General features: G+C 53.3%; 13 protein-coding genes and 5 tRNA genes. 15 read left to right on the top strand and 3 right to left on the bottom strand.

Annotated elements, in window-relative coordinates:
- The first annotated feature begins 123 nt into the window (after positions 1-123).
- The 14 genes from ybgC to pnuC all read left to right on the top strand — a co-directional run bounded on the left by ybgC (position 124) and on the right by pnuC (position 8584).
- On the top strand, positions 124-528 hold the full coding sequence (ybgC, locus tag P349_RS23155) for a tol-pal system-associated acyl-CoA thioesterase (protein WP_003858593.1): 405 nt from the start codon (positions 124-126) through the stop codon (positions 526-528).
- Positions 525-1217, top strand: a complete 693-nt coding sequence (gene tolQ, locus P349_RS23150) for a Tol-Pal system protein TolQ (RefSeq protein ID WP_008501101.1) — start codon at positions 525-527, stop codon at positions 1215-1217. The genes ybgC and tolQ overlap by 4 nt, the downstream gene beginning before the upstream one ends.
- A gap of 3 nt (positions 1218-1220) precedes the next feature.
- A complete protein-coding gene (gene tolR, locus P349_RS23145) occupies positions 1221-1649 on the top strand; it encodes a colicin uptake protein TolR (protein ID WP_003858589.1) in 429 nt (142 codons plus the stop codon).
- A 28-nt stretch (positions 1650-1677) separates the two neighbouring features.
- A complete protein-coding gene (gene tolA, locus P349_RS23140; RefSeq protein ID WP_032649510.1) occupies positions 1678-2979 on the top strand; it encodes a cell envelope integrity protein TolA in 1302 nt (433 codons plus the stop codon).
- A 134-nt stretch (positions 2980-3113) separates the two neighbouring features.
- Positions 3114-4406 carry a Tol-Pal system beta propeller repeat protein TolB gene (gene tolB / locus P349_RS23135; RefSeq protein WP_032649508.1) on the top strand — a complete coding sequence of 431 codons (1293 nt, stop codon included), beginning with the start codon at positions 3114-3116 and terminating at the stop codon, positions 4404-4406.
- Between the two features lie 35 nt (positions 4407-4441).
- The gene (gene pal / locus P349_RS23130; protein WP_003858578.1) at positions 4442-4963 is read left to right on the top strand and encodes a peptidoglycan-associated lipoprotein Pal; all 522 of its coding nucleotides are present in this window, start codon (positions 4442-4444) and stop codon (positions 4961-4963) included.
- A 9-nt stretch (positions 4964-4972) separates the two neighbouring features.
- A complete protein-coding gene (cpoB, locus tag P349_RS23125) occupies positions 4973-5767 on the top strand; it encodes a cell division protein CpoB (RefSeq protein WP_032649506.1) in 795 nt (264 codons plus the stop codon).
- A gap of 161 nt (positions 5768-5928) precedes the next feature.
- Positions 5929-6004: transfer RNA gene (locus P349_RS23120), tRNA-Lys, on the top strand.
- Positions 6005-6130: 126 nt separating this feature from the next.
- Positions 6131-6206: transfer RNA gene (locus tag P349_RS23115), tRNA-Val, on the top strand.
- A 3-nt stretch (positions 6207-6209) separates the two neighbouring features.
- Positions 6210-6285: transfer RNA gene (locus P349_RS23110), tRNA-Lys, on the top strand.
- 146 nt (positions 6286-6431) lie between these two features.
- Positions 6432-6507, top strand: a tRNA-Lys gene (locus P349_RS23105).
- 24 nt (positions 6508-6531) lie between these two features.
- Positions 6532-6607, top strand: a tRNA-Lys gene (locus P349_RS23100).
- Between the two features lie 191 nt (positions 6608-6798).
- Positions 6799-7842, top strand: coding sequence for a quinolinate synthase NadA (gene nadA / locus P349_RS23095; RefSeq protein ID WP_008501105.1), 1044 nt, complete (start codon positions 6799-6801; stop codon positions 7840-7842).
- Positions 7843-7864: 22 nt separating this feature from the next.
- Complete coding sequence (gene pnuC / locus P349_RS23090) at positions 7865-8584, top strand: nicotinamide riboside transporter PnuC (protein ID WP_032649504.1); 720 nt, start codon at positions 7865-7867, stop codon at positions 8582-8584.
- Here the strand turns inward: pnuC and zitB are convergent.
- Both zitB and P349_RS23080 read right to left on the bottom strand, forming a co-directional pair.
- A complete protein-coding gene (zitB, locus tag P349_RS23085) occupies positions 8581-9519 on the bottom strand; it encodes a CDF family zinc transporter ZitB (RefSeq protein WP_032649502.1) in 939 nt (312 codons plus the stop codon). The two genes, pnuC and zitB, sit on opposite strands and share 4 nt — an antisense overlap.
- Positions 9520-9625: 106 nt before the next feature.
- On the bottom strand, positions 9626-10006 hold the full coding sequence (locus P349_RS23080) for a protein YbgS (RefSeq protein WP_032649499.1): 381 nt from the start codon (positions 10004-10006) through the stop codon (positions 9626-9628).
- A 304-nt stretch (positions 10007-10310) separates the two neighbouring features.
- Here P349_RS23080 and aroG point away from each other — a divergent pair, with 304 nt between their 5' ends.
- The gene (gene aroG, locus P349_RS23075; protein ID WP_032649498.1) at positions 10311-11363 is read left to right on the top strand and encodes a 3-deoxy-7-phosphoheptulonate synthase AroG; all 1053 of its coding nucleotides are present in this window, start codon (positions 10311-10313) and stop codon (positions 11361-11363) included.
- A gap of 61 nt (positions 11364-11424) precedes the next feature.
- On the opposite strand, the gene gpmA is transcribed toward aroG, so the two are convergent.
- Entirely contained in the window at positions 11425-12177 is a 753-nt protein-coding gene (gpmA, locus tag P349_RS23070) for a 2,3-diphosphoglycerate-dependent phosphoglycerate mutase (protein WP_023310804.1), read from the bottom strand.
- Between the last annotated feature and the right edge of the window lie 75 nt (positions 12178-12252).

Here is a 12252-nt window from a genome sequence, read left to right on the forward strand (position 1 = left end):
GGCTTACCCGAGCCCATAAAAATTTACTCTCCGTTTACTTTCTCCCATTCCCAACCCTCTTTCCCGCGCGTATAGTAGCGAAGTTTAAAAGCATTAACTTTTGTTGCATTACCGGGATGTAAAGTGAATACAACGCTGTTTCGATGGCCGGTTCGTGTCTATTACGAAGATACCGATGCCGGTGGTGTGGTTTACCACGCCAGCTACGTTGCTTTTTATGAACGGGCACGCACAGAGATGCTGCGCCATCATCACTTTAGTCAACAGGTACTGTTGGCTGAGCGAGTTGCCTTCGTGGTTCGCAAGATGACGCTTGAGTATTTTGCGCCTGCCAGACTCGACGATATGCTCGAAGTCCAAACTGAAATTACATCAATGCGCGGGACCTCACTGGTTTTCACGCAGCGGATAGTCAACGCAGAGAATACCGTACTGAACTCAGCTGAAGTACTGATTGTTTGTGTTGATCCAACCATAATGAAGCCTCGTGCGCTTCCTAAGTCTATTGTCGCGGAGTTTAAGCAGTGACTGACATGAATATCCTTGATTTGTTCCTGAAGGCAAGCCTTCTGGTTAAACTTATCATGTTGATTTTGATTGGTTTTTCAATCGCATCCTGGGCCATCATCATCCAGAGAACGCGTATCCTCAATGCCGCTGGCCGTGAAGCTGAAGCGTTTGAAGATAAGTTCTGGTCGGGTATTGAGCTTTCTCGTCTGTATCAGGAAAGCCAGGGACGCCGTGAAAACCTTACAGGCTCCGAGCAAATTTTTTATAGCGGTTTCAAAGAGTTTGCCCGTCTGCATCGTGCAAACAATCATGCGCCGGAAGCGGTGGTGGAAGGTGCCTCGCGTGCGATGCGCATCTCTATGAACCGCGAGCTGGAAAACCTTGAAACGCACATTCCATTCCTCGGTACTGTCGGTTCCATCAGCCCGTATATCGGCCTGTTTGGTACCGTGTGGGGGATCATGCACGCCTTTATCGCGCTGGGCGCGGTGAAGCAGGCGACGTTGCAGATGGTTGCACCGGGTATCGCTGAAGCACTGATTGCGACCGCTATCGGTCTGTTTGCGGCAATTCCGGCGGTTATGGCTTACAACCGTCTGAACCAGCGTGTGAACAAACTGGAACTGAACTACGACAACTTTATGGAAGAGTTCACTGCGATTCTGCACCGTCAGGCGTTTACCAGCACCGAGAGCAACAAGGGGTAAACCATGGCCAGATCGCGTGGACGAGGTCGTCGCGAGCTCAAGTCCGAAATCAATATCGTTCCACTGCTGGACGTCCTGTTGGTACTGCTGCTGATCTTCATGGCGACAGCGCCAATCATTACCCAGAGCGTGGAAGTGGATCTGCCGGATGCGACAGAATCACAGGCGGTGAGCACCAATGACGATCCTCCGGTTATCATTGAGGTTTCCGGCGTAGGGCAATACAGCGTCGTGGTAGAGAAAGATCGTATGGATCAGCTGCCGCCTGAGCAGGTGATTGCTGAAGCGCAGCGTCGCCTGGAGTCAAATCCGAAAACGGTCTTCTTAATCGGTGGCGCGAAAGACGTACCCTACGATGAAATTATTAAAGCGCTGAACTTGCTACATAGTGCGGGTGTTAAGTCAGTTGGCTTAATGACCCAACCTATTTGATCATCCGCGTAGTTTTTGGGAACCGATAGTGTCAAAGGCAACCGAACAGAACGACAAGCTTAAGCGAGCGATAATCGTCTCCGCAGTGCTGCACGTTATTCTCTTTGCAGCGCTGATCTGGAGTTCGTTCGACGAGCATATTGATGCATCAGCCGGCGGCGGTGGAGGGTCTTCCATTGAAGCCGTGATGGTGGATCCCGGTGCGGTAGTACAGAACTATAATCGCGAACAACAGCAGAAGGCGAGTGCCAAACGGGCTGAAGAGCAGCGTGAAAAACAGTCGCAACAGCAGGCGGAAGAGCTGCGTGAAAAGCAGGCCGCAGAGCAGGAACGTCTGAAGCAGCTTGAGAAAGAACGTTTGCAGGCGCAGGAAGCTGCGAAAGAGCAGGCGGAACAGCAGAAACAAGCCGAAGAGGCCGCGAAGAAAGCACAGGAACAGCAAAAGCAGGCGGAAGAGGCGGCAGCAAAAGCCGCAGCGGACGCGAAAGCGCAGGCTGATGCCCAGGCGAAATTAGCGGCAGAAGCGGCGAAGAAAGCCGCTGCTGATGCTCAGAAGAAAGCTGAAGCAGAAGCGGCGAAGAAAGCTGCTGCAGATGCTCAGAAGAAAGCTGAAGCGGAAGCGGCGAAGAAAGCCGCTGCTGATGCTCAGAAGAAAGCCGAAGCGGAAGCCGCGAAGAAAGCCGCTGCTGATGCTCAGAAGAAAGCTGAAGCGGAAGCCGCGAAGAAAGCCGCTCAGGACGCAGAGAAGAAAGCTGCTGCCGAGGCCGCTAAGAAAGCGGCTGCTGCTGAGAAAGCGGCAGCAGAAAAAGCAGCTGCCGCGGAAAAAGCCGCTGCTGATAAAAAAGCTGCAGCTGAGAAGGCCGCTGCCGATAAGAAAGCCGCAGCTGAAAAAGCGGCTGCTAAAAAGGCTGCCGCAGCTGAAAAAGCCGCTGCCGCCGCAGGGGTTGACGATCTGCTGGGCGATTTGAGCTCCGGTAAGAATGCACCGAAAACGGGTGGTGGGGCGAAAGGAAACAACGCAGCGCCGACCGGAAGTGGTAACACTAAGAGTAACGGTGCGACCGGGGCTGAAATCAACGGTTATGCCGCGCAGATTAAATCCGCTATTGAAAGCCGATTCTATGATGCGTCTTCCTATACCGGTAAAACGTGTACGCTGCGTATAAAACTGGCTCCGGACGGCATGCTGCTGGATATCAAGTCGGAAGGTGGCGACCCGGCTTTATGTACTGCGGCCCTGGCTGCAGCGCGTCAGGCGAAGATGCCGAAACCGCCGTCTCAGGCAGTTTACGAAGTCTTCAAAAATGCGCCGCTGGACTTCAAACCTTAAGTTACATTTTCCCCGTGCAAACGGGGAAAAATAGACCAGGTTTAGTCACAGGGTTCGGGTAGTTTTGTCTATTTGAGTTTGTTAACATTCTGCTAAATTATCGTGGGTAAGGTTACCCGGATAAGGGAGATATGATGAAGCAGGCATTACGTGTAGCATTTGGTTTTTTAATGCTGTGGGCAGCAGTACTGCACGCAGAAGTACGTATCGAGATCACCCAGGGGGTGGACTCGGCACGCCCAATCGGTGTTGTTCCGTTCCAGTGGGCCGGTCCTGGCGCTGCACCTGAAGATGCCGGTGGCATCGTGGCGGCTGACCTTCGTAATAGCGGTAAATTCAACCCGTTAGATCGTTCTCGTCTGCCTCAGCAGCCGGGTAGCGCGCAGGAAGTACAGCCTGCAGCATGGTCTGCACTGGGTATTGATGCCGTGGTTGTGGGTCAGGTTACGCCTAACCCGGACGGCTCTTACAACGTGGCCTGGCAGCTGGTGGATACCGGCGGTGCACCGGGTACCGTTCTGGCTCAGAACTCTTACAAGGTCACTAAGCAGTACCTGCGCTACGCGGCTCACGCTGCCAGCGATGCGGTATTCGAAAAACTGACCGGTATTAAAGGTGCGTTCCGTACCCGTATTGCTTATGTGGTGCAGACCAACGGTGGTCAGTTCCCGTATGAGCTGCGCGTATCTGACTACGACGGCTACAACCAGTTCCTGGTGAAACGTTCTTCACAGCCGCTGATGTCTCCAGCCTGGTCTCCGGACGGTTCTAAACTGGCGTATGTCACCTTCGAAAGTGGCCGTTCAGCACTGGTTATCCAGACGCTGGCAAACGGTGCTGTTCGTCAGGTAGCATCTTTCCCACGTCACAACGGTGCGCCTTCGTTCTCTCCGGACGGTTCTAAACTGGCGTTTGCGCTGTCAAAAACCGGTAGCCTGAACTTGTACGTGATGGACATTGGCTCTGGCCAGATCCGTCAGGTGACCGACGGTCGCAGCAACAACACCGAACCTTCATGGTTCCCGGACAGTCAAAACCTGGCGTTTACCTCTGACCAGGCTGGCCGTCCACAAATCTACAAAGTCAACATCAACGGCGGTGCTCCGCAGCGTATTACCTGGGAAGGTTCGCAGAACCAGAACTCAGACGTGAGCAGCGACGGTAAATTTATGGTAATGGTGAGCTCCAACGGTGGGCAGCAGCACATTGCCAAACAAGATCTGGTAGCGGGTGGCGTTCAAGTTCTGTCGTCAACGTTCCTGGATGAAACGCCAAGTCTGGCACCTAACGGCACGATGGTAATCTACAGCTCTTCTCAGGGGATGGGATCTGTGCTGAATCTGGTTTCTACAGATGGGCGTTTCAAAGCGCGTATTCCGGCAACTGATGGACAGGTAAAATCTCCTGCCTGGTCGCCGTATCTGTAAATAATAATTAATTGATTACTAAAGGAATCATAGAAATGCAACTGAACAAAGTGCTGAAGGGGCTGATGATCGCTCTGCCTGTAATGGCAATCGCAGCGTGTTCTTCTAACAAGAACGCAAGCAATGACCAGAGCGGCGAAGGCATGATGGGTGCCGGCACCGGTATGGACGCGAACGGCAATGGCAACATGTCTTCTGAAGAGCAAGCGCGTCTTCAGATGCAGCAGCTGCAGCAGAACAACATCGTTTACTTCGATCTGGATAAATACGACATCCGTTCTGACTTCGCTGCGATGCTGGATGCGCACGCTAACTTCCTGCGTAGCAACCCATCTTACAAAGTCACCGTAGAAGGTCACGCGGACGAACGTGGTACTCCAGAGTACAACATCTCCCTGGGTGAACGTCGTGCTAACGCTGTTAAAATGTACCTGCAGGGTAAAGGCGTTTCTGCTGACCAGATCTCCATCGTTTCTTACGGTAAAGAAAAACCTGCAGTACTGGGTCACGACGAAGCGGCTTACTCCAAAAACCGTCGTGCCGTACTGGTTTACTAAGAGAATTGCATGAGCAGTAACTTCAGACATCATCTGTTGAGTCTGTCGTTACTGGTTGGAATAGCGGCCCCCTGGGCCGCTTTTGCTCAGGCACCAATCAGTAGTGTCGGCTCAGGCTCGGTAGAAGACCGGGTCACTCAACTCGAGCGTATTTCTAACGCTCACAGCCAGCTTTTAACCCAACTCCAGCAACAGCTCTCCGATAACCAGAATGATATTGACGCTCTCCGTGGGCAGATTCAGGAAAGCCAGTATCAGCTTAACCAGGTTGTGGAACGTCAGAAGCAGATTTTGCTGCAGATGGATAGCCTGAGCAGCGGTGGTGCAGCAGCACAAGCACAGCCAGCCGCGGGCGATCAGAGCGGTGCAGCGACATCAGCTCCGGCTGCGGATGCTTCTGCTTCAACAGGTGCGCCTGTGCAGAGCGGTGACGCGAATACGGACTACAACGCGGCCATTGCCCTGGTGCAGGATCAATCTCGTCAGGATGACGCGCTTGCTGCGTTTCAGAACTTTGTTAAGAAATACCCTGATTCCACTTATCAGCCAAATGCGAATTACTGGCTCGGTCAGCTGAATTACAACAAGGGTAAAAAGGACGATGCGGCGTTTTATTTTGCCTCCGTGGTAAAAAACTACCCGAAATCGCCAAAAGCGCCTGATGCGATGTACAAAGTGGGCGTCATCATGCAGGACAAAGGCGACACTGCGAAAGCCAAAGCGGTTTATCAGCAGGTGGTCTCTAAATTCCCGGGTACCGAAGGTGCTAAGCAGGCGCAAAAACGTCTGAATTCGATGGGATGATTATCGCATGACCAGAAATCGCGTTATTTCTGGTCGTGCAGCATGATTACTAAGCAGTTAAGTGATCTTCATCGAAATTTTTGTTGCGCTGAATTCTTAAATCAGTAATATATGCCGCCGTTGCCACGGGATATCAAACAACGTGAAAACAGCGTAAAAGTGGGTCGTTAGCTCAGTTGGTAGAGCAGTTGACTTTTAATCAATTGGTCGCAGGTTCGAATCCTGCACGACCCACCACTAAGTCAGGTGGAAGTAGTAGTAAAACGTGAAGGATAACGTTGCGTCAGCAACGGCCCGTAGGGCGAGGCGAAGCCGAGTCATCCTGCACGACCCACCACTTAACGCATACCGGCAGTACAGAGTGGGTGATTAGCTCAGTTGGTAGAGCATCTCCTTTACACGGAGGGGGTCGGCGGTTCGAGCCCGTCATCACCCACCACTCGGGTCGTTAGCTCAGTTGGTAGAGCAGTTGACTTTTAATCAATTGGTCGCAGGTTCGAATCCTGCACGACCCACCAATTTTAATATCTTACTCAGATATTAAACGTGAAGGATAACGTTGCTTTAGCAACGGCCCGAAGGGCGAGGCGAAGCCGAGTCATCCTGCACGACCCACCACTCTCCGGTGGTACCGAGTAAAAATCTTCGAAGTCAGCACCCGAATGGGTCGTTAGCTCAGTTGGTAGAGCAGTTGACTTTTAATCAATTGGTCGCAGGTTCGAATCCTGCACGACCCACCACTTCGAAGAAAAAAATCCCGCAAGGGGTCGTTAGCTCAGTTGGTAGAGCAGTTGACTTTTAATCAATTGGTCGCAGGTTCGAATCCTGCACGACCCACCAGTGTAGAAAGGCGCCCTAAAGGCGCCTTTTTGCTATCTGCGGTACAACAAATGCTCCGCCCATCTATTCCCGGTGACTTTTCACTCCAGATTCGCTATCTTGTTTAGTATACAAAACACAATTGCCACGCGTTTTGCTATGTCAGGCAAAAGAAAGGCAATATTGTTAAGCCAGTAAAACGAGAAGCCATAATGAGTGTGATGTTTGATCCTGAAGCCGCAATCTATCCGTTTCCGCCAAAGCCTGTCCCGCTGAGCCAGGATGAAAAGCAATTCTACCGCGAGAAGATCAAACGTCTTCTTAAAGAGCGCGATGCGGTAATGGTGGCCCATTACTACACCGACCCGGAAATTCAGCAGCTGGCTGAAGAGACCGGAGGCTGCATTTCTGACTCACTGGAGATGGCACGCTTCGGTGCACGACACCCCGCTTCCACGCTACTGGTTGCTGGCGTGCGTTTTATGGGCGAAACGGCAAAGATCCTGAGCCCTGAAAAAACCATTCTGATGCCCACGCTTAACGCAGAGTGTTCACTGGATCTGGGCTGTCCGATTGACGAATTCACGGCCTTCTGCGACGCCCACCCCGATCGGACCGTGGTGGTTTACGCCAACACCTCTGCGGCGGTAAAAGCGCGGGCCGACTGGGTAGTCACGTCGAGCATCGCCGTTGAGCTGATTGAACATCTGGACAGTCTGGGAGAGAAAATTATCTGGGCGCCTGACCGTCATCTTGGAAATTATGTCCAGAAGCAGACGGGGGCTGACGTTCTCTGCTGGCAGGGCGCCTGCATTGTGCACGACGAATTCAAAACTCAGGCGCTGGCGCGCATGAAGGCACTTTATCCTGACGCCGCCATTCTTGTTCACCCTGAGTCACCGCAGTCAATTGTCGACATGGCGGATGCCGTGGGCTCAACCAGCCAGCTTATCAATGCGGCAAGGACGTTGCCTCACAAGCAGCTCATCGTGGCGACCGATCGCGGTATCTTCTATAAGATGCAGCAGGCCGTGCCGGAGAAAGAGCTCCTTGAAGCGCCAACGGCGGGTGAGGGCGCAACGTGTCGCAGCTGTGCCCATTGCCCGTGGATGGCGATGAACGGCCTGAAGGCCATTGCCGAAGGGCTCGAGACAGGCGGTGCAGCACATGAAATCCATGTGGATGCCGCTCTGCGTGAAGGTGCGTTGATTCCGCTTAACCGCATGCTGGATTTTGCGGCTACACTACGTACTTAATTCAACACGCCGCGGAGAAAAGATGGATTTTTTTAGCACACATAACATTCTGGTTCATATACCGATTGGTGCAGGTGGCTATAACCTGTCATGGATTGAGGCCGTTGGCACACTGGCGGGATTACTCTGTATCTGGCTGGCAAGCCTGGAGAAGATCAGCAACTATGCGTTCGGGCTGATTAACGTCACGCTGTTTGCGATTATCTTCTTCCAGATCCAGCTTTACGCCAGCCTGCTTTTACAGCTGTTCTTCTTCGCCGCCAATATCTACGGCTGGTACGCGTGGTCGCGTCAGAACAGCCAGCAGGAGGCAGAGCTGCAGATCCGCTGGCTGCCCTTGCCGAAAGCCATCGCCTGGTTCGTCGCCTGCGTGCTGGCGATTGGCTTAATGACCGTCTACATCAACCCGGTGTTTGCGTTCCTGACCCGCGTCGCCGTTTCGGTCATGTCTGGCATCGGCCTGAACGTGACGATGCCAGAGCTGCAGCCGGATGCTTTCCCGTTCTGGGATTCCTGCATGATGGTGCTGTCGATTGCGGCGATGATCCTGATGACCCGTAAATACGTTGAGAACTGGCTGCTGTGGGTCATCATCAACGTGATCAGCGTGGCGATCTTCGCCCTGCAGGGCGTCTATGCGATGTCGCTGGAATATCTGCTGCTGACCTTCATTGCGCTTAACGGCAGCCGTATGTGGATTAACAGCGCGCGTGAGCGAGGCTCTCACGCGCTTTCCAGCTAGTGGTGATGATGATGTGAATGTCCGGACTGCGCCTCGTTAAGGTGGCAGTCCGGCCCGTTACAGGGCTGATACTCCATCTGGATGGTGGAGTGGCCAATTTCGTAGTGATGCTCAAGAAAATGCTGGATGCGTTCCAGCAGCGCATCGTGGTCGTGAGGCGGGATCACCTGGACGTGCAGCGTCATGACCGGTTTTTCCCCCACCAGCCAGACGTGCACATGATGAACATTGCGGACTTCCGGGACTGAACGGCGCAAGTTGCGCTTCAGTTCGTCAATATCCATGGATGCCGGTGCCCCTTCGAGCAGTTCATTCACGCTCTCCTTCAACAGCCGCCAGGCACTGCGTAAGACCAGACACGACACCAGCACGGACAGAATCGGATCGACAGGCGTCCAGCCGGTATAGAGGATCACCAGCGCGGCGACAATCGCCCCGACGGAACCGAGTAAATCCCCCAGAACATGCAGCGCTGCCGCGCGCACGTTGAGGTTCTTTTCTCCGCTGCCGCGGTGCAGAATCCAGAAGGCCAGGATATTCGCCAGCAGCCCTGCCACGGCAATCACCATCATGGTCGCTCCGGCGATCGGCTGAGGATGCCGGAAGCGCTGTACGGCCTCCCAGACGATAAGCACGGTAATGACCACCAGCGCAATGGCGTTAACAAACGCGGCCAGGGTGGTCAGCCTCAGCCAGCCGAATGTGTGGCGCGCATTTGGTGGACGACGCGCGAACTGCACCGCCAGCAGGGCGAAGAGCAGGGCGGCGGCATCGGTCAGCATATGTCCGGCATCGGCCAGAAGCGCCAGAGAGCCGGAAACCAGGCCGCCAATGACCTCGATAATCATAAACGTTGCCGTGACGCCAAAGGCCAGCATCAGTCGTTTAGCGTTGTCGTTGCCGGGAGAATGCGAGTGGGAATGGGAGTGCGCCATGTCTGCTTTCCTGAAGTGTTATTGTTTTTAGTGTAGCGTTTTTAATAGGTTACTCCAAAAAGAAAGGAGAGCCTGGGCTCTCCTTTTTCTGACGGTTCATAACAAATTACTGGGTGGTGCCATCAGTTTTGGTATTGGCGTCGTTACCCACTTTGTCGTTAGGGTTCGGGCATTTGCCGTCCTTACACATCGAGTTCTTATGAACCTCATCCGAACTCATATTGTCATGATTCATGGTACCGGAACCGCTGCCGTTGGGATGCAGCATCGTGCCGCCGGTGTTGGTGTTCCCGGTATTGATCTGGTTGTTGTCGACATTATTCGGGGCGATATTCTGTTTCGCATCTGGGGCGGGCTGGCCTGCAGCCGCAGCCGCATTTGCATCCCCGTTGCTGTCTGATGTGCCCGTTTCCGCGGCCAGGACGCTGCCGCTGGCCAGAGTGAGTGTGGCGGTCAGGAAGAGGGTTGCCAGTTTTGTCATTTTCATCATGGTGCTCCTGTTCTTGTCGTTACGCTGGATAACATTCTCCAACAGTGCATCTTTTTCAGAGGCGAAAGATTCCGCCTTACGGACTTACGTCAGTAGGGAATCGCGTTTAAGCGTGTAAAATTGGTTGTTACAGTTAAAAAGCTTAGGTTAGATCTCATTTTTCGCTATTTTGTGGCGATTTTTAGGCGAATTCCAGGAATTATCTGCGTGAAGTGTAAAACCGTGTTTACACTTCCTGGTCGACAAGATAGATTGAAAGGATTGCTTTCATTACTAAAGATATGGCAGAGCTGGAAAGAAAATGAATTATCAGAACGACGATTTACGCATCAAAGAGATCAATGAGTTATTACCTCCTGTAGCACTCCTTGAGAAATTCCCCGCCACTGAAAATGCCGCAAACACGGTTTCTCATGCACGTAAAGCGATCCATAAGATCCTGAAAGGTAATGACGATCGTCTTCTGGTGGTGATTGGCCCGTGCTCCATTCACGATCCTGCAGCCGCGAAAGAATACGCTGCCCGTCTGCTCACCCTGCGTGAAGAGCTGAAGGACGAGCTGGAAATCGTCATGCGCGTCTATTTTGAAAAACCGCGCACCACCGTGGGCTGGAAAGGGCTGATTAACGATCCGCATATGGATAACAGCTTCCAGATCAACGACGGTCTGCGCATTGCCCGCAAGCTGCTGCTGGAGATCAACGACAGCGGCCTGCCTGCGGCCGGTGAATTCCTGGACATGATTACGCCACAATACCTGGCAGACCTGATGAGCTGGGGCGCAATTGGTGCCCGTACCACTGAATCTCAGGTGCACCGCGAGCTGGCGTCCGGTCTCTCTTGCCCGGTGGGTTTCAAAAACGGCACTGATGGCACCATCAAGGTCGCCATTGACGCCATCAACGCAGCGGGCGCGCCGCACTGCTTCCTGTCGGTGACCAAATGGGGTCACTCCGCCATCGTTAACACCAGCGGTAACGGCGACTGCCATATCATTCTGCGCGGCGGCAAAGAGCCGAACTACAGCGCAAAACACGTGGCAGAAGTGAAGGTCGGGCTGGAAAAAGCCGGGCTGCCACCGCAGGTGATGATCGATTTCAGCCACGCCAACTCCAGCAAGCAGTTTAAAAAGCAGATGGAAGTGGGTGCAGACGTCTGTCAGCAGATTGCCGGCGGTGAGAAGGCGGTGATTGGGGTGATGATCGAAAGCCATCTGGTTGAAGGTAACCAGAATCTGGAAGGCAGCGAACCGCTGGTGTATGGCAAAAGCGTGACCGATGCCTGCATCGGCTGGGACGATACCGATACCATCCTGCGTCAGCTGGCGAATGCGGTAAAAACGCGTCGCGGCTGAATTATCAGGCACAAATAAAAAAGCGCGGAAGGCTCCGCGCTTTTTTTATGTCTGGCGAAAATTACTTCGCTTTACCCTGGTTCGCGACAGCCGCTGCTTTCGCCGCGATCTCTTCTGCGTTACCCAGATAGTAATGTTTGATTGGCTTGAAGTTTTCGTCGAACTCATACACCAGCGGTACGCCAGTTGGGATGTTCAGTTCGAGGATTTCGTCTTCACCCATGTTGTCCAGGTATTTCACCAGCGCGCGCAGGGAGTTACCGTGAGCTGCGATGATCACGCGCTCGCCGCTTTTCAGGCGTGGCAGAATGGTTTCGTTCCAGTAAGGCACAACGCGGTCGATGGTCAGCGCCAGGCTCTCGGTGGTTGGCAGCTCAGCGTCGGTCAGCTTCGCGTAACGCGGGTCGTGGCCCGGGTAACGCTCGTCATCTTTGGTCAGCTCTGGCGGGGTGATTGCGAAGCCGCGACGCCACTGTTTAACCTGCTCGTCGCCATATTTCTCAGCGGTTTCCGCTTTGTTCAGACCCTGCAGCGCACCGTAGTGACGTTCGTTCAGTTTCCAGGACTTCTCAACCGGCAGCCAGGCCTGATCCAGTTCGTCCAGCACGTTCCACAGGGTGTGGATGGCACGTTTCAGCACAGAGGTGTAAGCAAAATCAAAGCTGAAGCCTTCTTCCTTCAGCAGTTTACCTGCTGCTTTTGCTTCGCTTACGCCTTTCTCAGACAGATCAACGTCGTACCAACCGGTAAAGCGGTTTTCGTTGTTCCACTGGCTTTCGCCGTGACGCACCAGGACCAGCTTAGTTATAGCCATCTCTTACTCCTCAAGCATTTTTAGAATGATAACAATTCTCATTATATTGCCGTGGCCGTGCCACCAGCAACGCTT

Origin of the sequence: Enterobacter sp. DC4 (assembly GCF_000568095.1) — a bacterium.
In the GTDB taxonomy this organism is placed as follows: Bacteria; Pseudomonadota; Gammaproteobacteria; order Enterobacterales; family Enterobacteriaceae; genus Enterobacter; species Enterobacter pseudoroggenkampii.

What these genes read in the sequence shown, in the direction of transcription:
- tolR (WP_003858589.1), top strand. Translation starts at nt 1,221, where the DNA reads ATGGCCAGATCGCGTGGACGAGGTCGTCGCGAGCTCAAGTCCGAAATC.
- tolB (WP_032649508.1), top strand. Translation starts at nt 3,114, where the DNA reads ATGAAGCAGGCATTACGTGTAGCATTTGGTTTTTTAATGCTGTGGGCA.
- pal (WP_003858578.1), top strand. Translation starts at nt 4,442, where the DNA reads ATGCAACTGAACAAAGTGCTGAAGGGGCTGATGATCGCTCTGCCTGTA.
- cpoB (WP_032649506.1), top strand. Translation starts at nt 4,973, where the DNA reads ATGAGCAGTAACTTCAGACATCATCTGTTGAGTCTGTCGTTACTGGTT.
- nadA (WP_008501105.1), top strand. Translation starts at nt 6,799, where the DNA reads ATGAGTGTGATGTTTGATCCTGAAGCCGCAATCTATCCGTTTCCGCCA.
- pnuC (WP_032649504.1), top strand. Translation starts at nt 7,865, where the DNA reads ATGGATTTTTTTAGCACACATAACATTCTGGTTCATATACCGATTGGT.
- zitB (WP_032649502.1), bottom strand. Translation starts at nt 9,519, where the DNA reads ATGGCGCACTCCCATTCCCACTCGCATTCTCCCGGCAACGACAACGCT.
- P349_RS23080 (WP_032649499.1), bottom strand. Translation starts at nt 10,006, where the DNA reads ATGAAAATGACAAAACTGGCAACCCTCTTCCTGACCGCCACACTCACT.
- aroG (WP_032649498.1), top strand. Translation starts at nt 10,311, where the DNA reads ATGAATTATCAGAACGACGATTTACGCATCAAAGAGATCAATGAGTTA.
- gpmA (WP_023310804.1), bottom strand. Translation starts at nt 12,177, where the DNA reads ATGGCTATAACTAAGCTGGTCCTGGTGCGTCACGGCGAAAGCCAGTGG.